This is a genomic window from Rhizobium sp. 9140 (genome assembly GCF_900067135.1).
Classification (GTDB): Bacteria; Pseudomonadota; Alphaproteobacteria; order Rhizobiales; family Rhizobiaceae; genus Ferranicluibacter.
The window spans coordinates 1,249,712-1,274,729 of the sequence record NZ_FJUR01000001.1; the positions used below are offsets into that span (position 1 = coordinate 1,249,712).

At 64.0% G+C, this 25,018-nt stretch carries 24 protein-coding genes; 15 read left to right on the forward strand and 9 right to left on the reverse strand.

Annotated elements, in window-relative coordinates; translation table 11 throughout:
• The first annotated feature begins 127 nt into the window (after positions 1–127).
• From GA0004734_RS05780 to GA0004734_RS05790, 3 genes are all read left to right on the forward strand, one after another.
• Positions 128–1,054: a sulfite exporter TauE/SafE family protein gene (locus GA0004734_RS05780; RefSeq protein ID WP_092931993.1), complete on the forward strand. Its 927-nt coding sequence runs from the start codon at positions 128–130 to the stop codon at positions 1,052–1,054.
• Positions 1,054–1,854 carry a TIGR02186 family protein gene (locus GA0004734_RS05785; protein WP_092931995.1) on the forward strand — a complete coding sequence of 267 codons (801 nt, stop codon included), beginning with the start codon at positions 1,054–1,056 and terminating at the stop codon, positions 1,852–1,854. Before GA0004734_RS05780 ends, GA0004734_RS05785 begins: the two co-directional genes overlap by 1 nt.
• Positions 1,855–1,972: 118 nt before the next feature.
• Positions 1,973–2,209: an Lrp/AsnC ligand binding domain-containing protein gene (locus GA0004734_RS05790; RefSeq protein WP_092931997.1), complete on the forward strand. Its 237-nt coding sequence runs from the start codon at positions 1,973–1,975 to the stop codon at positions 2,207–2,209.
• A 212-nt stretch (positions 2,210–2,421) separates the two neighbouring features.
• Here GA0004734_RS05790 and pdeM read toward each other — a convergent pair whose 3' ends face one another.
• Genes pdeM through GA0004734_RS05805 form a run of 3 tightly spaced genes read right to left on the reverse strand, consistent with a single transcriptional unit; the run spans position 2,422 to position 6,442 of the window.
• Positions 2,422–3,150 carry a ligase-associated DNA damage response endonuclease PdeM gene (pdeM, locus tag GA0004734_RS05795; protein ID WP_092931999.1) on the reverse strand — a complete coding sequence of 243 codons (729 nt, stop codon included), beginning with the start codon at positions 3,148–3,150 and terminating at the stop codon, positions 2,422–2,424.
• Positions 3,150–5,747 (reverse strand): ligase-associated DNA damage response DEXH box helicase, encoded by a 2,598-nt coding sequence (locus GA0004734_RS05800; RefSeq protein ID WP_175386226.1) that lies wholly within the window; start codon positions 5,745–5,747, stop codon positions 3,150–3,152. Before GA0004734_RS05800 ends, pdeM begins: the two co-directional genes overlap by 1 nt.
• Before the next feature lie 56 nt (positions 5,748–5,803).
• Positions 5,804–6,442 carry a YitT family protein gene (locus GA0004734_RS05805; RefSeq protein WP_092932003.1) on the reverse strand — a complete coding sequence of 213 codons (639 nt, stop codon included), beginning with the start codon at positions 6,440–6,442 and terminating at the stop codon, positions 5,804–5,806.
• Between the two features lie 147 nt (positions 6,443–6,589).
• On the opposite strand from GA0004734_RS05805, the gene GA0004734_RS05810 reads away from it, so the two are divergent.
• Positions 6,590–6,799, forward strand: coding sequence for a hypothetical protein (locus GA0004734_RS05810; RefSeq protein ID WP_092932005.1), 210 nt, complete (start codon positions 6,590–6,592; stop codon positions 6,797–6,799).
• A 62-nt stretch (positions 6,800–6,861) separates the two neighbouring features.
• A complete protein-coding gene (locus GA0004734_RS05815; protein ID WP_092932007.1) occupies positions 6,862–7,149 on the forward strand; it encodes an Rmf/CrpP family protein in 288 nt (95 codons plus the stop codon).
• Between the two features lie 47 nt (positions 7,150–7,196).
• On the opposite strand, the gene GA0004734_RS05820 is transcribed toward GA0004734_RS05815, so the two are convergent.
• Together GA0004734_RS05820 and GA0004734_RS05825 are read right to left on the reverse strand one after the other, a co-directional pair.
• Entirely contained in the window at positions 7,197–7,829 is a 633-nt protein-coding gene (locus tag GA0004734_RS05820) for a YitT family protein (protein WP_092932009.1), read from the reverse strand.
• A 199-nt stretch (positions 7,830–8,028) separates the two neighbouring features.
• Positions 8,029–9,024, reverse strand: coding sequence for a class I SAM-dependent DNA methyltransferase (locus GA0004734_RS05825; RefSeq protein WP_092932011.1), 996 nt, complete (start codon positions 9,022–9,024; stop codon positions 8,029–8,031).
• 204 nt (positions 9,025–9,228) lie between these two features.
• On the opposite strand from GA0004734_RS05825, the gene GA0004734_RS05830 reads away from it, so the two are divergent.
• Genes GA0004734_RS05830 through GA0004734_RS05840 form a run of 3 tightly spaced genes read left to right on the forward strand, consistent with a single transcriptional unit; the run spans position 9,229 to position 11,417 of the window.
• Positions 9,229–9,495, forward strand: a complete 267-nt coding sequence (locus GA0004734_RS05830; protein WP_092932013.1) for a DUF6460 domain-containing protein — start codon at positions 9,229–9,231, stop codon at positions 9,493–9,495.
• 1 nt (position 9,496) lies between these two features.
• Positions 9,497–10,003: a CAP domain-containing protein gene (locus GA0004734_RS05835; RefSeq protein ID WP_092932015.1), complete on the forward strand. Its 507-nt coding sequence runs from the start codon at positions 9,497–9,499 to the stop codon at positions 10,001–10,003.
• 43 nt (positions 10,004–10,046) lie between these two features.
• Complete coding sequence (locus GA0004734_RS05840) at positions 10,047–11,417, forward strand: MATE family efflux transporter (protein WP_092935959.1); 1,371 nt, start codon at positions 10,047–10,049, stop codon at positions 11,415–11,417.
• Here GA0004734_RS05840 and GA0004734_RS05845 read toward each other — a convergent pair.
• Positions 11,396–12,481, reverse strand: coding sequence for a quinone-dependent dihydroorotate dehydrogenase (locus tag GA0004734_RS05845; RefSeq protein WP_092932017.1), 1,086 nt, complete (start codon positions 12,479–12,481; stop codon positions 11,396–11,398). The genes GA0004734_RS05840 and GA0004734_RS05845 overlap by 22 nt on opposite strands.
• Positions 12,478–12,828: a DUF952 domain-containing protein gene (locus GA0004734_RS05850; protein WP_092935961.1), complete on the reverse strand. Its 351-nt coding sequence runs from the start codon at positions 12,826–12,828 to the stop codon at positions 12,478–12,480. The genes GA0004734_RS05845 and GA0004734_RS05850 overlap by 4 nt, the downstream gene beginning before the upstream one ends.
• 273 nt (positions 12,829–13,101) lie before the next feature.
• On the opposite strand from GA0004734_RS05850, the gene GA0004734_RS05855 reads away from it, so the two are divergent.
• Positions 13,102–13,569, forward strand: a complete 468-nt coding sequence (locus GA0004734_RS05855) for a hypothetical protein (protein WP_092932019.1) — start codon at positions 13,102–13,104, stop codon at positions 13,567–13,569.
• Positions 13,570–13,653: 84 nt separating this feature from the next.
• Complete coding sequence (locus GA0004734_RS05860) at positions 13,654–14,301, forward strand: response regulator transcription factor (RefSeq protein ID WP_092932021.1); 648 nt, start codon at positions 13,654–13,656, stop codon at positions 14,299–14,301.
• Positions 14,302–14,344: 43 nt separating this feature from the next.
• Here GA0004734_RS05860 and GA0004734_RS05865 read toward each other — a convergent pair whose 3' ends face one another.
• Positions 14,345–17,842, reverse strand: a complete 3,498-nt coding sequence (locus tag GA0004734_RS05865; RefSeq protein ID WP_092935963.1) for a hybrid sensor histidine kinase/response regulator — start codon at positions 17,840–17,842, stop codon at positions 14,345–14,347.
• A gap of 215 nt (positions 17,843–18,057) precedes the next feature.
• Here GA0004734_RS05865 and mscL point away from each other — a divergent pair, with 215 nt between their 5' ends.
• Both mscL and GA0004734_RS05875 read left to right on the forward strand, forming a co-directional pair.
• The gene (gene mscL, locus GA0004734_RS05870; RefSeq protein ID WP_092932023.1) at positions 18,058–18,495 is read left to right on the forward strand and encodes a large conductance mechanosensitive channel protein MscL; all 438 of its coding nucleotides are present in this window, start codon (positions 18,058–18,060) and stop codon (positions 18,493–18,495) included.
• Between the two features lie 107 nt (positions 18,496–18,602).
• Positions 18,603–19,808, forward strand: a complete 1,206-nt coding sequence (locus GA0004734_RS05875; RefSeq protein WP_092932025.1) for a pyridoxal phosphate-dependent aminotransferase — start codon at positions 18,603–18,605, stop codon at positions 19,806–19,808.
• Positions 19,809–19,841: 33 nt separating this feature from the next.
• On the opposite strand, the gene GA0004734_RS05880 is transcribed toward GA0004734_RS05875, so the two are convergent.
• Entirely contained in the window at positions 19,842–20,156 is a 315-nt protein-coding gene (locus GA0004734_RS05880) for a chorismate mutase (RefSeq protein ID WP_092932027.1), read from the reverse strand.
• Between the two features lie 566 nt (positions 20,157–20,722).
• On the opposite strand from GA0004734_RS05880, the gene GA0004734_RS05885 reads away from it, so the two are divergent.
• From GA0004734_RS05885 to secD, 3 genes are all read left to right on the forward strand, one after another.
• A complete protein-coding gene (locus tag GA0004734_RS05885) occupies positions 20,723–21,601 on the forward strand; it encodes a dimethylarginine dimethylaminohydrolase family protein (protein ID WP_092932029.1) in 879 nt (292 codons plus the stop codon).
• Between the two features lie 212 nt (positions 21,602–21,813).
• On the forward strand, positions 21,814–22,299 hold the full coding sequence (locus tag GA0004734_RS05890; protein WP_139056236.1) for a hypothetical protein: 486 nt from the start codon (positions 21,814–21,816) through the stop codon (positions 22,297–22,299).
• A gap of 89 nt (positions 22,300–22,388) precedes the next feature.
• Complete coding sequence (gene secD, locus GA0004734_RS05895) at positions 22,389–24,923, forward strand: protein translocase subunit SecD (RefSeq protein WP_092932033.1); 2,535 nt, start codon at positions 22,389–22,391, stop codon at positions 24,921–24,923.
• The last annotated feature ends 95 nt before the right edge of the window (positions 24,924–25,018 follow it).

Genomic DNA, 25,018 nt, shown 5'->3' on the forward strand with positions numbered 1-25,018 from the left:
CGTTTAGACATTATGCAGCAGCCCGGTGCATACTGAGGCGAAGGGCGCGGTCGCACGCGGTTCGCGCTGCCTTCGTATGAGAGCGTCCGTCAGATGCGCCGCTCTGTTCGACGTTTGAGGTCCGGCCGTGACGATCTACCTGCCCATTGCGGAACTGTCGGTGAACGTGCTGATCATCCTCGGCATGGGGGCGGCCGTCGGCTTTCTCTCCGGCATGTTCGGTGTCGGTGGCGGGTTCCTCATCACGCCGCTCCTGATCTTCTACAATATCCCGCCGGTCGTCGCCGTCGCCACCGGCGCAAACCAGGTCGTCGCCTCCTCCATCTCCGGCGCCATCACCCATTTCCGCCGCGGCACCATCGATATCAAGCTCGGCACGGTTTTGCTGCTCGGGGGTCTTGCAGGCGCGACGCTCGGTATCTGGATCTTTGCCGCCCTGCGCCGCATCGGCCAGCTCGATCTGGTGATCTCGCTTGCCTATGTCCTGCTGCTCGGCTCCGTCGGCTCATTGATGCTGGCCGAAAGCATCAGCGCGCTGCGGCGTGCCAAGCGCAATGAGACCATGCCGCTGCGCCGGCCCGGCCATCATGGCTGGATCCACCGGCTGCCGCTCAAGGTGCGGTTCAAGAAGTCGAAGATCTATCTCAGCATCATCCCGGTTGCAGGCCTCGGCTTCTGCATCGGCATTCTCACCTCCGTCATGGGGGTCGGCGGCGGCTTCATCATGGTGCCCGCCATGATCTACCTCCTGCGCATCCCCACCAATGTCGTCGTGGGAACATCGCTGTTCCAGATCATCTTCGTCTCCGCCTACACCGTCATCGTCCAGGCGACGGCGAATTACACCGTCGATATCGTCCTTGCCTTCGTGCTGATGATCGCCGGCGTCATCGGAGCGCAATATGGCGTGCGTGTCGGACAGAAGCTGCGCGGCGAGCAATTGCGGGCGCTGCTGGCCCTGCTGGTGCTCGCGGTCGGCATCCGGCTTGCGGTCGAACTCGTGCTGCCGCCCGCCGATATCTATTCGGTCATCTCGTCGGGGTCCGGCTTCTGATGCCCCGTCTCGTACGCAGCCTTCTCGCAAGCCTCCTCGTCGCTCTGGCTTTCGCGGCTCCCGCCACGGCGCAGAACGGCAACGACGAGTTCACCGAAAAGCTCGACATCGGCATCTCCACCGACGAGATCGCCATCACCTCCGACTTCCGCGGCGCCGACCTCACGATTTTCGGCGCGATCGACGGTTTCGCGCCCGACCTTCTGGCGCAGGGCAAATACAATATCGTCGTCTCGCTGGAAGGCCCGAAGGAAAGTGCCACCGTGCGCAAGAAGCGCCGTGTCTTCGGCATCTGGGTCAACACCCAGTCGATGACGTTCGAGCTCGTGCCGGAATCCTACTCGCTCTCGAGCACACGCGACATCGATGCCATCGCCCCTGCCAACGAGATGAACAATATGGGCATCGGCGTCGCGCACATGACGCTCAGCCCGATCGGCTATATCGGCGATGGCAGCAGCGTCACCGAGTTTCGCAGTGCCTTCCGACGCCTGCGTGAAACGAGCGGCGTCTATCAGCGCGACCCCGGCGGCGTGCAGTTCATCTCCGCAAGCCTCTTCAAGGCCTCCGTGCGCCTGCCGGCGGATGTACCCAACGGTGTCCATGTCGTACGTGCCTATCTCTTCCGCGACGGCGTGTTCGTCGCCGCCAAGGCCCTGCCGCTTCGGGTGATCAAGACCGGCCTCGAAGCCGCCATCACCGAAGCCGCCCACAAGCACCCCTTCTTCTACGGCCTCTTCGCCGTCCTGCTTGCCGTCATCACCGGCTGGGCCGCCAGCGTCGTCTTCCGACGCGACTAGAAGGAAAGTCGTCGTCTTCCGACGCGACGAATGGAAAAAGCCGTCGCCAACACGGTATGGTTCCACAGACCGCGATTCTGCCCTATGTCGTGCGGAAACATCTCAAGGACCAACTGTCATGAAGCCGATCTTCGTCCAGCTCCAATGCGCCCCCGGCAAGACCTACGAGGTCGCCGACGCGATCTACCGCAAGGAAATCGTCTCGGAAATGTACTCCACATCCGGCGACTACGACCTGATCATCAAGGTCTATATCGAAGAAGGCCAGGACATCGGCAAGTTCATCAACGACCACATCGCCACTGTCCCCGGCATCACCCGCTCGCTGACGACGTTGACGTTCAACGCGTTTTAGATTGTACCGAGGAGCCAGCCCCTCATCTGCCTGCCGGCATCTTCTCCCCGTTTTGACGGGGAGAAGAGATTTGTGGCGGCCCTCGATCTGACTCTTATTGGTAAGCGCAATGGGTGCCAAATGTCCCTTCTCCCCGTCAAAACGGGGAGAAGGTGGCGGTAGCCGGATGAGGGGCAGCCACACCCGCTAAGCGCGCCGCGCAGCCAGCCCACTCACCCCCGCAAATTCGCAAACCGCACAGAATAGATCCGGTCACGACCAAGCATGTGCGCGGTCAGTCTCGTCTGGTCGAACAGACGGCAGATGTTGGGATGGGCGAGGTCCATGCCGCCGGTGGTGACGCCGAAGGCGGGCATGACGAGGCGGGTGCCGTCGGTCGCGAAACAGGCGCGGCGCACCGATTTTTCCCGGCGGCGGACAATGGCGGCGGGGTGAAGGTGGCCGGCGATCTCGCCGGGGATCGCATCGACGCTCGGCTCGTGCCGAAAGGTGAGGCCGCCGAGCCGCAGCTCGTCGAGAGAGGCGCCCGGCAGGGTCGCGGCACCATCCGGGTCGTGATTGCCATTGATCCAGATCCATTCGCGGCCGCGCGCCATATCGACGATCATCTGGCGAAACATCTCCGGCATCAAAGCGGAGCCGATGCGATCGTGGAAATTGTCGCCGAGGCTGATCACGGTCTTCGGGTTGTGGCGGGCGATGATGGCCTGGAGGATCTTCAGCGTCGACAGCGTGTCGTAGGGTGGCAGCATCATGCCGCGCCGGGCAAAGGCTGCGCCTTTTTCGAGGTGCAGGTCGGAGACGACGAGCACGTCGTGGTCCGGCAGGTGCAGACCGCCGAGCGGATCGCAGACGGCGCCCACGCCGTTGATGGCAATGCGCTCGGAGAGGGCCGGATAGGCATCGGCCGCGCTGCGGCTGGCATGGTAGAGGCGGTGCATCAGGGCGTCATTCCTGCCGGTCCGTCCACCGGCTTGTCAGCGTTTTCCAAGAGGGCCGGCATGTCCGCATGCTCGCCCATCGCCTCCAAGATCAGCTCGTCGGCGGCTTCCGCCAGCAGCGCATCCGGTGCCTGTCCCGGCACGGATTCCCGGCCGATTTCCAGCATGATCGGAACGGCGAGCGGCGAAACCTTTTCGAGCGGCCGGTGAACGATGTGGCTCTTGATTCGCACCAGCATATCGCCAAGACGTCCGATATCCAAAAGCCCTGTTGCCGCGTCGTTGCGGGTCGCCTCCAGCAGGATATGATCCGGCTCGTGGCTGCGCAGCACGTCGTAGATCAGGTCGCTGGAAACCGTGACCTGCCGCCCGGTCTTCTCCTTGCCGGGATGCCGGGGCTCGATGAGCCCGGCGATGATGGCGCAATTGCGGAAGGTGCGCTTGAGGAGATAGCTCTCGTCCAGCCAAGCTTCGAGATCGTCGCCCAGCATGTCCTCGTCGAACAGGTCCGCGAGCGACGGGTGACCCGCCTGAAACGCCTGCGTCATATCCTCCATGCCCCAGATGGCCAGCGAATAATCGGTCGCGACGAAGCCCATCGGGTTCAGTCCGGCCCGGTCGAGCCGGCGGGTCAGCAGCATGCCGAGCGTCTGGTGTGCGAGCCGGCCCTCGAAGGCATAGGCCACCATGAAGTAGCGGTTGCCATAGGGAAACGTCTCGATCAGCAACTCGTCTTCCTGCGGCAGCATGGAGAGATCGCGCTGGATGGCCAGCCAGTCACGCACCTGCTCCGGCAGGTCGGCATGGGCCTCGGGGTCGGCGAGCATGCGGCGAACCTGTGCCGCGAGGTAGGTCGAGAGCGGGAACTTGCCGCCGGCATAGGAAGGGATCTTCGGATCGAGCTTGTAACCCTGCGTCACCAGGCACTCGTTCTCATGGATGCCTTCGAAGCGGATGACCCGGCCGCCGAACAGGAACGTATCGCCGGGCGACAGCATCTCAAGGAAGAACTCCTCCACCTTGCCGAGCGACAGGCCGCCGCGCCCCATGCGCGCCTTGCTGGCCATCTTGCCGACCAGCCGCACATTCAGCATCGGCGATTCGATGATGGTGCCGATGTTCAGCCGGTACTGCTGCGCGACCTTGCCGTTCGAGACACGCCAGAGCCCATCATCCGTCTTGCGGATGCGGGCATATCGCTCATAGGTGCGCAGCGCATAGCCGCCCGTCGCGACGAAATCGACGATGCGCTCGAAGGTCTCCCATGTCAGCTCGGCATAGGGCGAGGCACTGGTGATCTCGTCGTAAAGCGCCAGCGGATCGAACGGCGCGGCGCAGGCCATGCCGAGCACGTGCTGGGCAAGCACATCGAGCGCGCCGCGTCCGACCGGCGGCGTGTCCTGCGCACCCAAATAATTGGCATCGAGCGCCGCCTGGCATTCCATCACCTCGAAGCGGTTCGCCGGCACGAGGATCGCCTGGCTCGGCTCGTCCATCCGGTGATTGGAGCGGCCGATGCGCTGGGCCAGTCGGCTCGCCCCCTTCGGCGCGCCGACATGGATGACGAGATCGACGTCGCCCCAGTCGATGCCGAGATCGAGCGTCGATGTCGCGACGACCGCGCGCAGGCGATTGTCCGCCATGGCTGCCTCGACCTTGCGCCGCTGCCCGACATCGAGCGAGCCGTGATGCAGGGCAATCGGCAGGTTGTCGTCGTTGATGGTCCACAGCGCCTGGAACAGCCGCTCCGCCTGATTGCGGGTGTTGACGAAGAGCAGGGCGGTGCGGTGCCGCTTGATCGCCTCGTAAACCTCCGGCATGGCATAACTTGCCGTATGCCCGGACCAGGGCACGCGAACCTCGCTTGCGAGAATGGAGATATCGGGCTTCGCCCCGCCCGAAACCGTGATCAGGCCGGCAGCCTCCTCACGATCCGGCACTTGCGCCACAAGCCAGCGCTGAAGGTCCATGGGGTCGGCCACCGTCGCGGAGAGGCCGATGGTCTTCAGCCCGGGCGCAAGCCGCCTGAGCCGCGCGAGGCCGAGGGCGAGCAGGTGGCCGCGCTTGGATGTGACCAGCGAGTGCAGTTCGTCGAAGATCACATATTCCAGATTCTTGAAGAAGCGCTCGGCCTCGCCGTTGGCGATCAGCAGCGCGACTTGCTCCGGCGTCGTCAGGAGAATATCCGGCGGATCGAGTTTCTGGCGCTGGCGCTTGGATTGCGGCGTATCGCCCGTGCGGTTCTCCACCCGGATCGGCAGCGCCATTTCGCCAACGGGCGTCATCAGATTGCGCTCGATATCGACAGCCAGCGCCTTCAGGGGCGAGATGTAGAGCGTGTGGATGCCGTGAAAGCCCGAGCCGGGCGGAATCCGGCCGCGCTCGGTAAGGGACACGAGCGAGGGCAGGAAGCCTGCGAGCGTCTTGCCGGCGCCGGTCGGCGCGATCAGCAGCATGCTCTCGCCACCGCGAATGCGCGCAAGCAGGTCGAGCTGATGCGCACGCGGCTGCCAGCCCTTGCGCGAGAACCAGCGCAGAAATGGTTCGGGCAGAGCGAAGGCCGGCGATGCGGGCTGGGCGGACGGGATCTGTTTCACGGGTACGAATGTAGAACGCGAGGCCTGCTGTTTCCAGGCGCCAGCGGCATTCGCGATCAGAAGGCGATATAGCGGTCCTTGCGATGGTTCACGGCAATGGTGAGGTTGAGCACCAGCGCGCCGAGAACCGAGCAGAGAATGATGAAGGGGCTGGCCAGAAAGACGGCGAAGGCGAGGACCACGGCATCGAAACCGAGCTGCACGAGGCCCGCCCGAAAACCGAAGCGATCCTGGATATAGACTGCGAGGATGCCGATGCCGCCAAGGCTGGCCCTGTGCCGGAACAGCGCCAGCATGCCCGCCCCGATGGCCAGCCCGCCGAAAAGGCCGCCCACCACCGGATCGACGCGCGCAAGACCGAGCTGCGCCGGCACGACCTCGGAGAGGAGGGCAGTCAGCGCGATCGCCGCAAAGGTCTTGAGCGTGAAGGCAACCCCCAGCCGGCGATAGGCGAGATAGGCAAACGGCAGGTTGATAGCGAAGAAGCAGGCCCCGAAGGACAGTCCTGTCGCATAGTGCAGCAGAAACGCCGCGCCAGCCGTGCCGCCGGTGAACAGACCGGCGCCCTGCAGCAGCGCAACGCCGAGGACGGCCAGCATGCTGCCGGCCACGATACCCTGCGCATCCTCCAGCAGCGAATGCCGCTCCGCTCGCGACTGGATCAGTGCCGTAAATGCTCCCCTAACCGCCGTCATGTCCCGCCTCTCGCTCCGTAAAAGACAGGCATACGGCTTTGCAGCGGAAACGGAAAGGTGTGGAGCCGTTCGAGGAACCATCGATGTGGCTGCTCGTTTCTTCTCGTTGACAGAAAGCGATGTTCGCGACGACGAAAGGATGGCATCATGGGCGAGAAAGACACGGCACCGACCGACAACAAGATCCTTCAGGATCCTGCAGAAGGCGACCGCGCAACGATCGACCGCGAATTGGAACGCATGGACGGCGGTAATGCGGCGCTCCATGAGAATGACAAGGATGGCGACATCCACGAGACTGTCCGCAAGGCGATGGACGAGGCGGCACCCCAGACCGGCGTCCGGCCCGGCCCATGATGCGGAAAATTTATTTCATGTTTCGCTGATGGAAGAGGATCAACAGGAGGAGGAGACCGCAGATGACCTTCATCATGCCAGGACAAAGAGGAGAAAGGACCGCCGATGCGACGGCACCGGTCCTTGCCGCGTTACGCAGCATCGAAGCGAGGCTAAAGAGGGAGAGGCCGCCGGCGTCCGACGACCTCAACGACGTTGAGCCGGCACTGACGCCGGAAGACGTGGTACGCATGCGATGCGAGGGACGGAATGCCGCCTTCGAGGGTAGGGCACTCAGGTCCTGCCCCTATGCAGGGTCGAGCCGCGCAAAGCGCGAGGCCTGGATCGAAGGCTTCAATACGATGAAGTGACGCTGACAGGATGCCGGTTCGGCAGTGCCGGCCTAGGGGGCGTCGGCTTAGAGGGCAATGTAGCGATCGGACCGATGGTTGATCGTTACGAAGAGATTGAGAGCGACAGCGCCGAGGACGGAGTAGAAGACGACCGAGGGAAGGGTGACGAAGAAGGCCGCGGTGAGCACGCAGAGATCAATGGCAAGCTGCACGAGACCAGCGCGGATGCCGAAACGCTCTTGCAGATAGATCCCGAGAATGCCGACGCCGCCAAGGCTGGCGCGGTGGCGATAGAGCGCCAGCAGGCCATAGCCGAGCAGGAGCCCGCCGAGAAGGGCAGCCCAGGCCGGATGGATGCTCGAAATCACGAAAAAGCGCGACTGCATGTCGGCAATGATGGATGTCAGGCCGATGGCGATAAAGGTCTTGATGGTGAAGGCCCATCCCAGCTGCTTGAGCGAGAGATAGAAGAACGGCAGGTTGAGCAGGAAGAAAGCGAGGCCGAAGTTCACATTCAGCGCATAATGCAAGAGGAAGGCGACCCCTGCAGTGCTACCCGTGAGAAGCCCTGCACTGGCAAGAATATACAGTCCAAGCGCCGAGACGACACTGCCGGTGAAGACACCTTGCACATCCTCGATCGGCGTATGGCGCGCCGCATTGGTATTCCAGAAGCCCAGGGCCGAAATCAAGGACATGGCATTCGCTCCGAAAAAGCGTTGAGGTCGGTATCGACAGGCGTAGCGCCCGAGAGGGTCAGAAGATGCGATTGTCCAAGACGCGAGCGCACGCGGCCGCATGCCTTGGAAACACCGATATCATCGGCGTTTCCAAGCGCTTTGCAAGGTAAATACGTAAGGAATACTGACCTATCTCATCTTCGCAATAAAGCGCCGTTCAGAGGCTCTTGCGCGAAAGAAACAGAATGCCGGCGATGTCCTGCGCGCCATCTTTGCGAATGGTCGCGCGCGTTACCTCAAGCACCTCAAGTCCGGCCATCTCGCAGAGTCTGCGGACATAGGTCTCCGTATGCGCATAGCGTAGCGACGGGCGCAGGATGAACCCCTCGACGGCGCTGTTCCCCGCGCCGTCCTCCGCGTCCTCGACGGCGCTGTTCCCCGCGCCGTCCTCCGCGTCCTCGACGGAGAAGGCGAAAAGCCCTCTCGTCTGCAACAGATGCGGGACGATGGCAAAGACCGCCACGAGATTGCCAAGATACATCAGGACGTCCGCCGCTGCCGCAAGATCCGCGCGATATTCGCAGCGATCTGGAGCGATCAGACCGGAGGCGGCAAGCGACTTGGAAAGATCGGCTTCCCCGAGATGATCGTAGAGATGCTTCTCGGCCGCTTTCGCCAGCATGTTGGATGAGAGGTCATAGCCCTCCAGCGTGCCCACCCGATGACGGATTTCCGCGCCGAACAGGCCGGTGCCGCAGCCGAGGTCGATGGCGCGTCCAAGCTTTGCGCCGCCGGTAAAGCGTTCCACCATCTCCGCCAGCCGCCTGGGCACCGTGTATGCCAACCGCTCCACCAAAGCTGCATCGAACCGGTCCGCATAGTCGTCGAACAGCCGCGCGACATAGGCGCTGGACGCCTGTCCGGGCACCTCGCCGGCACCGAGGACGGCACGCTTCAGGCGGGCGCCGAAAACGTCCTCTGGATTGAGGTCGAGCACGCGGGCAAGCGATGCCACGGCCGCTTCTCGCTCTCCGGCCTTCTCCTCGTGCTCGGCAAGGCGAAACCAGCCGGCCGCCCAGTCGGGCACGAGCTCCAACGCCTGCCGCATCAGATCCGCCGCTTCCGCATGATCGCCGCCTGCCGCCAGCATCTGGGCATATTCGGCGCGCCGATCGGCGATAAGGTCGCCGGAGGACAGTTGATGCGGGGTCATGACGGAGCTCCTGCGCCCGATGCCGGACGGCGAGCGATGACATAGGCTGTCGCTGGATGCGTGAAAAGGGAATTCGCAGGGTTGCTTGGCTGCGCCGCGATTCCGCCCACAATCCTTGCGACAGAAGGCCGTGACCGCTACATGCTGGGCAGGGACGGTTGAGTCCGGCGCAGATGCGTGAGACAGCCAGGGAGACGGATAGACATGGCGGATGGTGTGAACAGGTTTCTTGGCGATACGCCCGGCCGGGTGATCGTAAAGCTTCTGGTCCTGTCGCTGATCGTCGGCTTCCTCATGACCGTTTTCGGCTGGACGCCCTATGGCATCTTCCGCAGCATCCGCGATTTCTTCGTCGAGCTCTGGTACACCGGCTTCGATGCGCTGGGCGATGTCGGCGAATATCTGCTGATCGGCGCCGCCGTGGTCATTCCGATCTTCATCGTCCTCAGGCTCCTGAGTTTCCGCCGATAATATGCCCGTTTCCTCCACGCAGAACCGCCGCACGCTCCTGAAGACGGCGGCCCTTGTCACGCTGGCCGGTCTTGCCGGCTGCAGCACCACCTCGGTGCTGGCGCCGTCCGGAGACGGCAGCGATCAGACCGAGGCGACGCTCGGCCTGATCAACGGTCTGCGCAAGGAGCGTGGCCTAAGCCCCCTGTCGCGCGATCCGGCCGCGGCCAGCGCCGCCCTTTCCCAGGCCGGCCGTATGGCGAAGGCGGGCAAGATGGCGCATCTGATCGGCATCACGGACAGCTTCGGCGGCCGCATGAAAAGCCAGTCGGTCTCCCTGCCGGCGGCCGAGAACATCGCGGTCGGTCAGGCCGATGCGCAAAAGGCCTATCTTGCCTGGCTGAACTCGCCGAAACATCTCGAAAACATGCTCGGACCCGGCTATTCAGGTCTGGGCGTTGCCGTCATGCGCAACCCCGCCTCCGGCAACCGGCCCTATTGGGCGATGGTGCTCTCCTCCGGCACTTGAGAGGCCGAGGAAACGCCGCTGCATGACGTCGGGAGACGAGCATATGCAGGCAGGCAGTATTGATCGCGACCCGAGCGGCCTTGACCGGCAAGGGGCGGGCGCCTTCCACGTCACCAACAGGCTTATTCTCTCCATCGCCGTCCCCATGACGCTCGGCTTTCTCACGACGCCGCTTCTCGGCCTTGTCGATACCGCTGTGGTCGGGCGGCTCGGCGATGCCACGCTGCTCGCGGGCCTTGCCGTCGGGGCCGTCGTCTTCGACCTCATCTTCGTCACCTTCAACTTCCTCCGCTCGGCAACGACCGGGCTCGTGGCGCAGGCCTATGGCCGCGGCGACCGGCGCGAGGAGCAGACGGTGTTCTGGCGGTCGATGATCATCGCACTGACGGCCGGCGTCGCGACCATCGCTCTGTCGCCGTTCCTTCTCTGGGCTGGGCTCAAACTGCTCGATCCCGGCGATGCCGTGGCCGAGGTCACGCGCACCTACTTCCTCTGGCGCATTCTGGCCGCCCCCGCATCCCTCGCCAATTATGCCATTCTCGGCTACGTGCTCGGGCGCGGGCAGGCGACGCTCGGCCTCCTCCTGCAGACGCTGATCAACGGCGTCAACATCGTCCTGTCGATCACGCTTGGCCTTTACATCGGCTGGGGCGTGGCCGGCGTCGCCATCGCCACGCTGACCGGCGAGCTTGTGGGCGCCCTCGTTGGCTTCGCGCTCGTCGTCTCCCGCTTCGACGCCACGGCGCGACCGACATGGCACGAGATCGTGGAGCGGGCAGGATTGACGCGCCTCTTCGCGCTCAACCGCGACATCATGATCCGGTCCTTCGTGCTCCTCGCGGTCTTTCTGGTGATGACGCGGGTCGGCACGGCTTTCGGCCCGGTCACGCTCGCGGCCAATGCCGTGCTGATGACCATCTTTCTCGTCGCCGGCTATTACCTCGACGGCCTTGCCAATGCGGCCGAGCAGCTGATCGGCCGCGCCATCGGCGCGGCGTATCGCCCGGCCTTCGAGCGCGCGCTGAAGATGACGGCGCTCTGGTCCTTCGGGCTTGCAGCGCTGACCACGCTCGGCTTCTTCCGCTTTGGAAACGACCTTGTGGATCTCCTGACCACGGCGCCGGATGTGCGCGCCGTCGCGTATAACGACACGCCTTGGGCGGCGCTGACCGCGATGACGGGCGCGCTGGCATTCCTCATGGACGGTGTCTTCATCGGCGCGACGTGGTCACGCGACATGCGCAACATGATGCTGGTGGCCTTCGCGATCTACATCGCGGCGCTCTGCGCCTTCGTACCGGTCTTTGGCAATCACGGCCTCTGGGCGGCGCTGAACCTGTTCCTGCTCTGCCGGGGCCTGCTGCTTTTGTCGCGCGTGCCCCGGCGAGCGGCTCAGACCTTTGCGGCCCAGTAGTTCGTTCGCGAATCCCTGAGATCGCGGATTGACGCCAGTCCCTCCCGGTCGCAGATGCGCGACAGGCCGCGCACGATACGGCCGGGCAGGGCGGGGCCTTCGTAGATCATGCCGGAATAGAGCTGGACGAGATCGGCGCCCGCCCGGATCTTCTCAGCGGCCGTCTCGGCCGAATGAATGCCGCCGACGCCGATGATTGGCAGGTCGGGGCCGACGCGCTGGCGCATTTTCGCAAGCACGACGGTCGAGGGGTCAAAAAGCGGCTTGCCGGACAGACCACCCGCCTCCGCCGCCTGGGCCGCGTCGCTCAGGCCGCTACGCGAGAGCGTCGTGTTGGACACGATCAGCCCGTCGAGCGGGTGTGCGAGCGCTTCCGCAGCGATGTCGTCCAGACCCTCGTCGCTCAGGTCCGGCGCGATCTTCAGGAACACCGGCAGCTTGCGCTTCAGCTTGGCGGCCTCGATATTTCGCGCCTCCAGCACTGCCGTCAGCAAGGCCGACAGGCTGCCGCGTGCCTGAAGATCACGCAGGCCGGGCGTGTTGGGAGAGGAGATATTGGCGGTGAAATAGCGCGCGACCGATGCGAAGCAGCGAATGCCGAGCACATAGTCGTTCACCCGGTCGGTGCTATCCTTGTTCGCGCCGATATTGACGCCGATCAGCGGGTCGGCCCGGCAGGCCTTCAGCCGCTCCAGCGCTGCGGCATGGCCCTCATTGTTGAAGCCCAGCCGGTTGATGACGGCCTCGTCTTGCACGAGCCGGAAGATGCGCGGCCGGTCGTTGCCGGCCTGCGGGCGCGGCGTCACGGTGCCGATTTCGGTAAAACCGAAGCCGAGGCGCAGCAGCGCTTCCGGCACCTCGGCATTCTTGTCGTAGCCGGCAGCCATGCCGACCGGGTTGGGAAAGCTGATGCCAGCCACCGACTGGCGCAGCCGCGGATCGGCCGGTGCCGCATGGGACGGCACGAGGCCGGACCGCAGGGCGTTGATGGAGAGCCCATGCGCCGTTTCCGGATCCACGAGAAACAGCGCGCGTCTCGCCAGCGCTTCCAGATTGATCCTCATGCGGCAAGCTCCGGAAAAACATGCGCCCCTTCCGGCGACAGTGGCAGGGGCTGTTCCGAGATCACGGCGGTCAGGGGAAGCGGGCCGTAGAGGTGGGGAAACAGTGCGCCGCCGCGCGAGGTCTCGTAAACGAGCGCCTCACCCAGCGCTTCGCCATCGATGGCGACCAGCAGCAGGTCGTCCTGCCCGGCAAAGTGCCGCCGCGCGGTTTCCTCGACCTGATCCGCCGTGGAGAAGTGAATGAAGCCGTCGGCAAGATCGACCGGCGCGCCGTCGAACGTTCCGGCTTCCTGCGCGTTTCGCCACAGGGACGATGGGACGATTTTGTAGATGATGCCGGACATGATCCTTGCTCCTCGTCGCTCTGATCCGTTTCTGAGCGCGCGGGGTTCGATGATCCGCCATGCGCGACAGGACGCTCCGGGGCTTGCCCTCTGGCCGTCCTTTTCCTTCATGACGCCGTCGGCGAGACGGCGGTGACAGGCGCGGGACTGAGCCGGACAGACCGGATAGGCCTTGATGCCGTGGACTTGCCGCAAAGCGCCGTAAAAGTCCACCACTCGTGTAACATGCGTGTCACATGACGCGCCCGACCAGACACTGAACGGAGACTTGTCGCTATGCCGAACCCTCGCCTCTCGTCGCAAAGCTCTCTCCTTGCCATCGTCGCGCTGCTGGCGGGCGCTGTTCCGGCCCTCGCGCAGGAGCCCGTGCCCGGCCGCTACAGCATGCAGAAGACCGAGACTGGTATCGCCCGGCTGGATACGCAGACGGGCGAGGTGACGCTCTGCCAGGAAAAGGCTGGCGATCTTGTCTGCCGCATGGCCGCCGATGAGCGTACGGCCTATGACCTGGAACTCGATCTTCTCGAAAAACGCGTGGAAACACTGGAAAAAGCCGTGAAGGACGCGCCTTCGGGTTTCTCGCCTCGGCTGCCGACGCAGGAAGAGATTGACCAGACCATGGGCATTATGGATAGAATGCTGCGCAGCTTCATGGGGATCGCTAGGGATTTCGGGCGCGAGTGGCAGGGGGAGGAGAAAACCCCGCCGGCAACGGAGCCCGAGAGCGATCTCCGCAAGACGTGATTCCGGACGATGTCCGACGATAAGGCATGAAGCCGGCTGACGGGTTGGAGGACCTGACGGACGGTCGCTCGAGGAGGGAGCATCATGGCAATGGGAATGACCATCATCGTTGCAGACGACCATCCGCTGTTTCGCGGGGCGATGCGTCAGGCGCTTGCCGCCATGCCGGGTGCGCCGGATATCGTCGAGGCTGGTGACTTCGGTGCCGTTCGCGAGGCCGCCGCGCGCCACCCGGATGCCGATCTCCTGATGCTCGACCTCACCATGCCCGGCATCAGCGGTTTTTCCGGCCTGATGGTCCTGCGCACGGAATTTCCCTCCTTGCCGATCCTCATCGTCTCCGCCCACGACGAGCCGGCTACCATCACCCGGTCGATCGATCTCGGCGCTTGCGGCTTCTTGTCGAAGTCGGCCGGCATCGAGGATATCCGGCGCGCGATCGATACGGTGATCGCCGGCAATCTCTACACGCCGGACGGTTTCCGGCGCGGCATGAGCCATGAGCCCGACGTGGCGGACCTTATCCAGCGGCTGAACACGCTGACGCCGCAGCAATCACGTGTGCTGGCCATGCTGGCGGAAGGACTGCTCAACAAGCAGATCGCCTATGAACTCGGCGTATCCGAGGCGACCATCAAGGCGCATGTCTCGGCTATTCTTCTGAAGCTCAACGTCGATAGCCGCACGCAGGCGGTCATTCAACTCGGCAAGGTTACCGCCGTCGCGGCGTAGTTCCTGCACTGTCGCGGCGTATTCGTTACGCCGCCGCGCGTGATCATTCGGCAGCGGCCTTCGGCATCGTCGCCGAACGCGTCAGCCAGGCCCGTAGCGCGGCCGGCCGCACGGGCTTGTTCTGAAGTGCGATCCCGTCGCGCTCGGCCGCAGCGCGCGCCTCGACCGACCGGTCCGCCGTGATCAGGAGTGCCGGTATCTCGCGGCCGAACGCGGCCCTGAGGTCGCGGATCGCATCGATTCCCGTGCCGTCATCGAGATGATAATCGGCGATGACCGCATCCGGCATGTCGTGCATACCCTCTGAGAGCCACCCGACGCCCGATGCCGCGGTCATCACGCGGCACCCCCAGTTTTCCAGAAGGCTGCGCATGCCTTCGAGAATGCGCGGCTCGTTGTCGATGCAGAGCACGGCTAGGCCGTTCATCGATGCGGTATGGCCCGGCTGTGCAATGTCCGCCGCCACCCCTGCCGGCCGTACCGCGCCTTTCTCGATCGGCAGCGTGACCCGGAAACGGGTACCCCTGCCGGGAATCGACTGGAGATCGACGGCGTGATGCAGGACGCGCGAGATGCGGTCCACGATCGACAGGCCCAGTCCGAGGCCGGAGGCCGTCCGCGCACCTTCCTCCAGTCGTGCGAACTCCTTGAAGACGGTGCGGAATTTGGAGGCGGGAATGCCGATGCCGGAATCGATCACCTCGATGACGGCCTCATCGCCACGACGTCGCACCCCCACCAGCACCCGCCCGCTCGGCGTGTATTTCACGGCGTTCGACACGAGGTTCTGCACCAGCCGTCGCAGCAGGTTCGGGTCGGTGCGAACGCTGAGCGAGGTCGGCATGACGGTGAGCGTCAGCCCGTTCGCCTTTGCCACGGGCGCGAAATCCGTCTCGATGCGCCGCAGGAAATCGTCGAGCGGCACGGTCTGTAGCCGCGCCTTCATCGCCCCCGTATCGAGCCGGGAAATATCGAGCACGGCGCCGAGGATGGCTTCGACGGACTCGAGCGAGGAATCGATGTTCTCAACCAGAAGCCGGTTCTCGGACGTGCCCAGCCGTTCGACCAGCGAGGAGGAATAGAGCCGGGCGGCATTCAGCGGCTGGAGGATGTCGTGGCCTGCCGCGGCAAAGAAACGCGTCTTGCCGTTGTTGGCCTCCTCGGCGGCAGCCCGCGCTTCCGCCACCTCGCGGTTCACCCGCGTCAGCTCCGCCGTCCGCTCGGCGACGCGCGCCTCCAGCGTTTCGTTGGCTTGCAGCAGCGCCATGTCGGCTGCCACGCGCTGGGTAATGTCGGTATAGGTCGTCACCAGCCCCTTGTCCGGCATTGCATTGCTGCGCACCTCGATGATCCGCTCGCCGCCCGACAGCACCAGCTGAAACGGCTTGTCGAGCACGAGGAAGCTCGTCAGCAAAGCCGGCTCGCCATCGCGCACCCGGTCGCCCCGTTGCGTCAGGATCGCGACGATCTCCGACAGCGGAAAGCCCACCTGTCCCGAAGCCTCCGGCAGGTCGAGAAGCTGCCGGAACCGGCGGTTCCAGATGATCAGATGGTTGGAGCTGTCGAAGACCGCGATGCCCTGATCCATCTGCGAGAGCGCCGTCTGCAACATATCCTGATTGTATTGCAGCGCCTCGCTGGCCTGATCGAGCAGGATTGCGGTATCCGGCGAGGTATCGTCCAGCCGTTGCAGGACCAGCGACAGCACGAGACGGGCCGAAGACGAGCCGATGGCGCTGCCGAGGATCTGCTCGGAGAAATGGATCAGTGCCATGTCGGCCGGCTGCGTGTCTTCGAGATGCCGCCCGCTCTTCTTCGCATAGGTCTCGAACGACCGCTGCATGCGCTCCTCGCCCAGATAGCGCGCGATGGTGCTCTTCAGATCGAGCACGGTGATCTTGGTCTTGCGGCCGCGAAAGGCGCGCTCCGTGCGCGACGCCCGGTGGATGAAGAGCCCGGCTTGCAGCCGTTCCAGCGGTTTCGGCGACCGCGACAGCGAGAAGAGCACATAGGCCGTGGTGTTGAAAAGCAGGCTGAGCGCCGTGGCGTTGACCAGCGGATCGGCGGTCTGCGCGGTGAACATGTCGGCAAAGGGAAACAGGAAGCCGAGAATGGTGGCTGAGACCTGCGAATTGTCGGGGCCGCCGAGGCTCGGCAGGAAGAGCAGGTAGGCCCAGACGAAGAAGCCGATGGTCATGCCGGCAATGGCGCCGCGCGCATTCGCCTGTCGCCATACGAGTCCGCCGAACATGGCCGGCGCCATCTGCGCGATGGCGGCGAAGGACAGGAGGCCGAGCGAGGCGAGGCCGGCCGTCATATCGGCTGCGCGATAATAGCCGTAGCCGAGCAGCAGCACCGCGAAGATGGCCGTCCGGCGAACGTTCAGCAGCGTGGCGCCGACATCCTTCGAGCGTCCGCGCCCGGTCAGGTTTCGCCGCAGGAAGATCGGCATGACGATGTCGTTCGACAGCATGATGGACAGCGCGACGGAGGCGACGATGACCATGGCGGTGGCCGCCGAAAAGCCGCCGATGAAGGCAACGAGCGTGAGAACCGGCAGATCGTGCGACAGCGGCAGCGTCAGGAGGTAAAGATCGGCAACGCCGTTCCCCTGAAACGTCAGCATGCCGGCGATGGCGACCGGCAGGACGAAGAGATTGATGCCGACGAGATAGAGCGGGAAGAGAATGCCCGCCATCCGCAACTCGCCCGGCGTCCGGTTCTCCACCACCGTCACATGAAACTGCCGCGGCAGCATGATGATGGCGATGGCCGAGAGAACGGTCAACACGATCCAGCGCGCCATCGGCGTCCTGTAGGTCAGGGCCTCCATGACGGCGCTGTTTTCCCGGGCGCGGGCCAGCATGTCGGCCGGGCCATCGAACAGGAAGAAGACGACGTAGAGCCCGACGGTGACCAGCGCCACGAGCTTGACGAAGGATTCCATGGCGATGGCGAGGATCAGCCCGTCCTGATGCTCCGTCGCATCCGTGTGGCGGGTGCCGAAGACGATGGCAAAGCAGGCGAGAAACAGCGTGACGAGCAACGGCAGGTCGATGAACGCCGTTCCGCCGTCGAGCCCGTAGGACCGCGTGTCGACCAGCGCGGCCATGGAGCTGGACACGGCCTTCAGCTGCAAGGCGATATAGGGAATGGCGCCGACCAGCGAAATCAGCGCTACGATGCCGGCAACCGTCGGGTTCTTGCCGTAGCGCGCCGCCATGAAATCGGCGACGGATGTCAGCTTCTGCGATTTGGCAAGCGTGGTGATGCGACGGATGATCGGCAGCCCCACCGTGAACATCAGGATCGGGCCGATATAGATGCCGGTGAATTCCAATCCCCGCTCTGCCGCAAGGCCGATGCCGCCGAAATAGGTCCAGCTCGTGCAGTAGATCGCCAGGCTGAAGGCGTAGACCAGGGGGCGGCCACGGGCGGCAAGGCCGCTGGATGCCGCCTTCCTGTCGCCATAAGTGGCAACGGCAAAAAGCAGCAGCAGATAGATGAATGCGGCCGCGAAGATGACCGTGCCGGATAGCATCAGATTCCTCCCTCGGCTGCGTTCCTCGATGGCGAGCATAGGCCAAAGGTTCGTCCAAGAACATTGCCTTGGCTTTCGCCTTAAGTCGAAGCTTCGCGCGAGTTTGGAAAGGCGGGGATCACGAAAGCGTGTCGTTGCGGCTTTCCTTTCTCCCGCAGGACGATAGGTTGAATATGGGGTCCGGTGCGTCCGGTGCACGTCAAAGGAGAGTTGGGATGTTGAACGAGTTCAAGCAATTTATCGCCCGCGGCAACGTGATGGATCTGGCCGTCGGTGTCATCATCGGCGCAGCCTTCAGCAAGATCGTCGACAGCGTCGTCAACGACCTCGTCATGCCGATCGTCGGCGCACTGACGGGCGGCGGCTTCGATTTCTCCAACTACTTCCTTGTCTTGAGCGGCAATGTGACGGCGACGACGCTGGCGCAGGCGCGCGAGCAGGGCGCCATCTTCGCCTATGGCAATTTCATCACCGTCTTCATCAACTTCCTCATCCTCGCCTGGATCATCTTCATGATGATCAAAGGCGTGAACAAGCTGCGGGCTTCCGTCGAGCGCGACAAGCGTGAGGGCAAGGAAGATCCGGCACCGCCACCGGCCGACGTCCAGCTGCTCACCGAAATCCGCGATCTGCTGCGCACACCGCGCGCCTGACGCGATCCATCACGAAAATCGATCGGACGGCGAGCGATTATCGCGTGATCGTCCGGTCGAAAGGGTCTAGGACGTCGGGGTCGTCGTCAACCGGACCGCAGCCAGCCATGTCGTCATATTCGTCCTCGTCGCTTACCCAGCCTTCCGATCCTGCCGCACCCGGCCTCAGCGCCCGGGCGCTCGCCGCGCCGCAAAGCGGCATCGTCGAGGTCGTGAACTATGCGCGCGGTCGCGAAGGGCTCATTCCGCTCTGGGTGGGGGAGGGCGATCTGCCGACGCCGGATTTCATCTCGCAGGCCGCACGGGAATCGCTGACGGCGGGCGAGACCTTCTACACCTGGCAGCGCGGCATTCCGCAGCTTCGCCAGGCGATCGTCCGCTATTACGACCGGCACTTTCACAAGACGCTCGGCATGGACAATGTCTTCGTCACTGGGTCCGGCATGCAGTCGATCAAGCTCTCGGTCGAGGCCGTTGCTTCGCCGGGTGACGAGCTTCTCTATCTCACGCCGGCCTGGCCCAATTTTGCCGCTTCCGCCGAACTTTCGGGCGCCCGCGCGATCGGCGTGCCGCTGTCGTTCATAGATGGCAAGTGGCAGCTGGACCTTGGCCGCATCGAGGCGGCGATCACCCCGCGGACCCGGGCGCTCTTCGTCAATACGCCATCGAACCCGACCGGCTGGACGGCGACGCAGTCCGATCTGGTCGCCCTTCTCGAATTGGCCCGACGTCATGGGCTGTGGATCATCGCCGACGAAATCTACGCGCTCTATTTCTACGCCGATGCCCGCGCGCCCTCCTTCCTCGATGTGATGGAGGATGAGGACCGGATCATCTTCGTCAATTCCTTTTCCAAGAACTGGTCGATGACCGGCTGGCGGGCAGGATGGATCGTCGCCCCGGCGGAGATCGGACAGGCCCTCGAGAACCTCATCCAGTATTCCACCTCCGGCGTTGCACCTTTCATCCAGGCCGGCGCCTGCGCGGCGCTCGATCACGGCGACGAATTCGCTCGCCAGAACGTTGTCAAAGCAACGATGTCGCGGGATATCCTCTGCGACGCCCTGATCGCGACGAACCGCGTGGAGACGCTGCGCCCGGATGGCGCGATCTATGCCTTCCTGAAGATCGACGGCATCACCGATGTGCGCGCGGCAGCGCTCGATATCGTTGATCGGACGCTGGTCGGCCTCGCCCCCGGCACGGCGTTCGGTGCCGGGCGCGAGGGCTTCATGCGCGCCTGTTTCCTGCGCGATCCGCTGCACATCCGCACCGCAGCCGACAGGCTCGCGAGCTATATCGCTGCCCTCTGATCCCGGAATGCACCGGAGGGGATCAAGTTCGGGTCAGGTCCCTGAATGGGGGGCCTGCGGCGCGAGAATCTTTTCCTCCCGCAGGATGCTGTGGCGGATCAGCTGCGCCCAGATCGCATCGTAGAATGCAGGATCGAGGCCGAGATCTGCGGCGTGGCGGCGGACATTGGCGCGGACCTCATCGACGCGGCTTGGGATGTCGGCGGGCAGGCCTGCCTTCGTCTTGATCTCGCCCGCCCTGCCGATATAGCTCCAGCGTTCTGCCAGAAGCTGCATGAGGGTCTCGTCGAGCCGGTCGATCTCCGTCCGGATATCCGCCATCGATTGGCATTCTGCCGCCGTCTTCATCCCTACCATCCTTCTCGCCATCCGCCGAAACGACCGGCACGGTCGTAACGCATGTCGCCCGACACTTGAACCGAGGCAAGGGGAAAATGATCCCCTGGCTGACGATGCATGCCAGCTCTTGACGATGAGGAGGGAGGGGAATGCCGACGGGCGGATCGGGGATCCGCATGGGTGCGGACATGCTGGATGCCACATGCCCGCCGGCATGTGCCAAGAGATATCGTCGCAATCTTGAGCGAAGCTGCAGCCTACTGCATGATTCCTTAATTCGGAATCGCGTTCAGGATAAAACAACGCTGTAGAAGCGAAAGGCTAGGGGATGGAAATGCCGCGATTGGTAAAATTGTCCCGAACCGCTTAAGCCGATGCTGATGGCCGTCGGGCTATGGTCATCCATCGACACCGTGCTTGCGGTGTCGCCTGATAGACTGTCCCGATTTTAAGCCGCAGGATCGTCCCGTCCTGCGGCCCTTTTTCGTCGGCCTTGCTGCCGTCCATATCCTGCCTATGATGCGCCATATGATGCATGCTGCACTGTCGGGTGCTGTGCCCGGACAGGAGAGACCATGGCGGAATACGGCGTTCGGGATATGTCGGCCCCCCTCAAGCGCGTTCTGATGCGCCGCCCGGCAAAGAGCCTCATCGATGCCGACGCCGCGACATGGCATTATGGTGCGGCTTTCGACGCTGAAAAAGCCATCCGGCAATATGGCAACTTTGCAAACCTCGTGGAGCAATCCGGTGCCGAGATCCTCTGGATCGAGGACAGAGGCGATCGTCTCGCCGATGCGATGTTCACGCAGGATCCGCTCTTGATGACGCCGCATGGCGCGGTCCTCCTGCGGCCGGGCAAGGCCGAGCGACGTAAGGAAGTCGCGCTGCATGAAGCCGCCTGCAAGAAGGCCGGCATTCCGATTCTCGGCCGCATCGACGGTTTTGGCACGGTCGAGGGCGGTGATGTCATCTGGCTGGATGCGGAAACATTGCTCATCGGCCGCGGATTGCGCACCAATGACGAAGGCATTGCCCAGCTCGCGGCGATTCTTTCCGCACAAGGCATCGATGCCCTCAGCTACGACCTGCCGCTCTGGAACGGCGACGACGCCTGTTTCCACCTGTCCTCGATCGTCAGCCCCTTGCGGCGCGATCTGGCGCTGGTTTTCGCGCTGCTTCTGCCCGTCGCGCTCTATCAGATCCTTCAGGAATGGGGCATCAGCCTGATCGAGGCCCCGGCCGACGAGTTCCATGCCAGCAACGGTGCCAGTCTCCAGGTTCTCGCGCTGAAGCCGGGCGAACTTGTGATGCTGTCAGGCTATCCGAAAACGCAGGCCGCGCTTGAGGCGGCAGGCTGCACGGTGCAGACCTTCGAGGGTGACGCGCTGTGCGTACCATGCGAAGTCGGTCCGACCGGGCTCGTCTGTCCAATCTTTCGCAGCGCCGGCTGAGGCTGCGAACGTCGTCCTTGGCCTTCCGGCCATCTCTAAGGATAGAGCGTGATTTGACTTTGGTTGCCGGGAATGGTTGTAAGGCCCGCATCGACGGAGCGCCGGGACGCGACCAAATCAACGAAGCGCCGGGCCGCGACCAAATCAACGGAGCGCCGGACGCGACCACGTTGAACAAGCGCCGGACGCGATCCGCAGGGAAGGACAGGCCCGTGAACGACGGGATCGGCAGAACAAGCCGCCGCCAGCCATGGCGACAGGGCCGCCCGGATTGGCGCCGGGCAGTGTGGGGAGCCTCGACCAGGCTTCTGGCGCTGTTGTGGCTGTTTGCCGCCGTGCTGGCGATGCCGCTCGTCGCCTCTGCCCAGATCGTCGCGTCGGGAACCGGCGCATCCCTGCGACCCGGCGATGTCTCCGATCGTGAGAACAGGGATGACCGCGCCGCCGATACCGCGCTCTCCCGTCAGGCTTTGCGGGCGGCCCAGCCGGCAGACATCCGGTTCACCGCCGAACGCGTGGACGCAAAGCCCGTTCCCGGCGGTTCCGACCCGTTCTTCCTCCCCATCTTCAGCGCACTAGCGCTTCTCCATCCGGTCACCGTCAACGCCCCTTCAAGCCGCAGCCATCTTCTTGACGGCGGTATTTCGGAGGCCGCCGAGGCCCGGGCGCCACCGGCTCCGATGCCGTTCGGCCGCTGACGCGCCGGCGCCTTGCGCGTCATACCCTTTGCCTTCACGACCCGCCGAACCCATCAGGGCTTCAGGGCGGACGATATTGGAAACCCTTCATGCGCACATCGAAATGGGCCATTCTGGCCTATGTCGCGATCACCCTCTTCGGGATCATCGCGGCGCTTCCCAACGTTCTCTCGGTGGAAACGCAGCAGCGTTATGCCGCCTACCTCCCGGTCAAGCCGGTGACCCTCGGCCTCGACCTTAAGGGCGGTTCCCATCTTGTGCTCGAAGTCGATGCCGCCGGCCTGCGGCAGGCCCGGCTGAACACGCTTCTCGATGATATTCGCGGCGTGCTGCGCACGGAGCGCGTGCCCGTCTCCTCCGCCCGCATCGCCGGTGACGCTATCGTCGTGACGATTGCCGATGCAGCCGCACGGGAACGTGTGCTGCCGAAAATCAACGCGCTCGCTGCACCGGCAAGCCCATTGGGCTTCGGTACGGCTGCATCCGACATCGACATCACCAGCGCGGATGCTGCCATCACCGTGCGGTTGACCCAGGCCGGCCTCGACGAGCGCATGACGGCCGCCGTCGATCAGAGCCTCGAGATCATCCGCCGCCGCGTCGACCAGGTCGGCGTCGCCGAACCGCTCATCCAGCGCGTCGGCTCGGATCGCATCCTGGTCCAGCTGCCAGGTCTCCAGGACCCCACGCGCCTGCGCCAGCTGCTCGGCTCCACCGCCCAGATGAGCTTCCACATGGTCGATCAGACGGTCGATCCGAACGGTGTCGCGCCGCGCGGCGTCGATATTCTCGTCGGTGCCAACGACCCGGCGAAGTATGCGGTCGAAACCCGCGTCGCCATTTCCGGCGAGCGCCTTGCTGACGCCAAGGCCGGCTTCAACCAGCAGACCAACGAGCCGATCGTCTCCTTCTCCTTCGACGCGCAGGGCGCACGCCAGTTCGCCGAAATCACGCGCGACAATGTTGGCAAACCCTTCGCCATCGTGCTCGACGGCAAGGTGCTGACGGCGCCTGTGATCCGCGAGCCGATCCTCGGCGGACAGGGCCAGATCTCGGGCAATTTCACCGCCCAGGAAGCGACCGTCCTTTCGGCGCTCCTGCGCTCCGGCGCGCTGCCGGCGCCGCTCACCATCATCGAGGAACGCTCCGTCGGCCCGAACCTCGGCTCCGACTCCATCCGCATGGGCATCTACACAGGCGTCGCCGGCTTCATCCTCGTCGTTGCGCTGATGGTGGTGCTCTACGGGTCCTGGGGCATGATCGCCAATATCGGCCTGCTGCTGCACACGATCCTCACGATTGGCGTGCTCGGCATGCTCGGTTCCACGCTGACGCTACCCGGGATCGCCGGTATCATTCTCGGCATCGGCATGGCGGTGGATGCCAACATCCTCATCAACGCCCGTATCCGGGAAGAAACCGCAGCCGGTGCCGGTGCCATGAAGGCGCTCGATATCGGCTTCAACAAGGCCTATGCCACCATCATCGACAGCAACGTCACGACGCTCTCGGGCACCGTGCTGCTGTTTGCCTTCGGCTCCGGCCCGGTGCGCGGCTTCGCCGTCACCATGATGCTCGGTATCGTCATCTCCATGTTCACTTCCATCACCGTCGTCCGCCTGATGATGCGGGAAGTGGTGGTGCGCCGGAAGATGAAGAAGCTCGACATCCCCTCGCTGTTCGGCAAAGTCCGGCATCTCCCGTCTTTCTCCTTCATGCGCGGCCGCTACATCGCCATCGCCACGTCGGCCTTCCTCTCCATCAGCTCCATCATTCTGTTCTTCACGCCGGGCCTCAATTACGGCATCGATTTCGTCGGCGGTATCCAGGTGGAAACCACGTCGAAGACGACGCTCGACCTGCCCAAGCTGCGAGAAAACCTCGAAGGCCTGAACCTTGGCGAAGTCGCGTTGCAGGAATTCGGGCAGGGCACGTCGGTTCTCATCCGCGTCCAGCGCCAGCCGGGCGGCGAGCAGGAACAGACGGTGGCGCTGAACGCCATCAAGGGCGCCGTTGCCAGCACCATCCCGGATGCCTCGTTCGAGCGCACCGAAGTGGTGGGTCCGACGATCAGTGCCGAGCTTGCACGGTCCGGCTTCCTGGCCGTGTCGCTCGCCATGCTCGCCATCCTGATCTACATCTGGTGGCGGTTCGAATGGCACTTTGCCGTGGGCGCCATTGCGGTTCTGCTGCTCGACATCACCAAGACCATCGGCTTCTTCGCGCTGACGGGCATCGACTTCAACCTCACGGCCATCGCCGCGGTGTTGACGATGATCGGCTACTCCGTCAACGACAAGGTCGTGGTCTACGACCGCATGCGAGAGAACCTGCGCAAGTACAAGTCGATGCCGTTCGCCGATCTGATCGACATGTCGATCAATCAGGTTCTCGCACGATGCATCTTCACCTCCATGGCGACGGCCTTCTCGCTGGTGCCCATGGCTATCTGGGGTGGCGACGCGGTGAAGAGCTTCGCCTGGCCGATGATCTTCGGCGTCATCGTTGCGACGACGTCGTCGATCTATATCGGCGGCCCGATCCTGCTGTTCCTCAGCCGCTGGTGGAAGGACCGGGAAACGGCCCGCGCGGCCGGCGCCCCGGGCGAGCCGGTCAAAGGCTGAGAATACCGGTTCTCCGGCACTAAGATGTCATGAAAATTTCACAGGGCGGCTGATAGGGCCGCCCTTTTTTCGTGAAAGAAAGACCTTAGATTCCT

Coding starts and splice junctions, on each gene's coding strand:
- GA0004734_RS05880 (WP_092932027.1), bottom strand. CDS start 20,156: ATGAAGACGGCGGCAGAATGCCAATCGATGGCGGATATCCGGACGGAG.
- GA0004734_RS05865 (WP_092935963.1), bottom strand. CDS start 17,842: ATGCTATCCGGCACGGTCATCTTCGCGGCCGCATTCATCTATCTGCTG.
- GA0004734_RS05830 (WP_092932013.1), top strand. CDS start 9,229: ATGGCGGATGGTGTGAACAGGTTTCTTGGCGATACGCCCGGCCGGGTG.
- GA0004734_RS05825 (WP_092932011.1), bottom strand. CDS start 9,024: ATGACCCCGCATCAACTGTCCTCCGGCGACCTTATCGCCGATCGGCGC.
- GA0004734_RS05875 (WP_092932025.1), top strand. CDS start 18,603: ATGTCGTCATATTCGTCCTCGTCGCTTACCCAGCCTTCCGATCCTGCC.
- GA0004734_RS05805 (WP_092932003.1), bottom strand. CDS start 6,442: ATGACGGCGGTTAGGGGAGCATTTACGGCACTGATCCAGTCGCGAGCG.
- mscL (WP_092932023.1), top strand. CDS start 18,058: ATGTTGAACGAGTTCAAGCAATTTATCGCCCGCGGCAACGTGATGGAT.
- GA0004734_RS05810 (WP_092932005.1), top strand. CDS start 6,590: ATGGGCGAGAAAGACACGGCACCGACCGACAACAAGATCCTTCAGGAT.
- secD (WP_092932033.1), top strand. CDS start 22,389: ATGCGCACATCGAAATGGGCCATTCTGGCCTATGTCGCGATCACCCTC.
- pdeM (WP_092931999.1), bottom strand. CDS start 3,150: ATGCACCGCCTCTACCATGCCAGCCGCAGCGCGGCCGATGCCTATCCG.
- GA0004734_RS05885 (WP_092932029.1), top strand. CDS start 20,723: ATGGCGGAATACGGCGTTCGGGATATGTCGGCCCCCCTCAAGCGCGTT.
- GA0004734_RS05860 (WP_092932021.1), top strand. CDS start 13,654: ATGGCAATGGGAATGACCATCATCGTTGCAGACGACCATCCGCTGTTT.
- GA0004734_RS05785 (WP_092931995.1), top strand. CDS start 1,054: ATGCCCCGTCTCGTACGCAGCCTTCTCGCAAGCCTCCTCGTCGCTCTG.
- GA0004734_RS05855 (WP_092932019.1), top strand. CDS start 13,102: ATGCCGAACCCTCGCCTCTCGTCGCAAAGCTCTCTCCTTGCCATCGTC.
- GA0004734_RS05790 (WP_092931997.1), top strand. CDS start 1,973: ATGAAGCCGATCTTCGTCCAGCTCCAATGCGCCCCCGGCAAGACCTAC.
- GA0004734_RS05845 (WP_092932017.1), bottom strand. CDS start 12,481: ATGAGGATCAATCTGGAAGCGCTGGCGAGACGCGCGCTGTTTCTCGTG.
- GA0004734_RS05815 (WP_092932007.1), top strand. CDS start 6,862: ATGACCTTCATCATGCCAGGACAAAGAGGAGAAAGGACCGCCGATGCG.
- GA0004734_RS05820 (WP_092932009.1), bottom strand. CDS start 7,829: ATGTCCTTGATTTCGGCCCTGGGCTTCTGGAATACCAATGCGGCGCGC.
- GA0004734_RS05835 (WP_092932015.1), top strand. CDS start 9,497: ATGCCCGTTTCCTCCACGCAGAACCGCCGCACGCTCCTGAAGACGGCG.
- GA0004734_RS05840 (WP_092935959.1), top strand. CDS start 10,047: ATGCAGGCAGGCAGTATTGATCGCGACCCGAGCGGCCTTGACCGGCAA.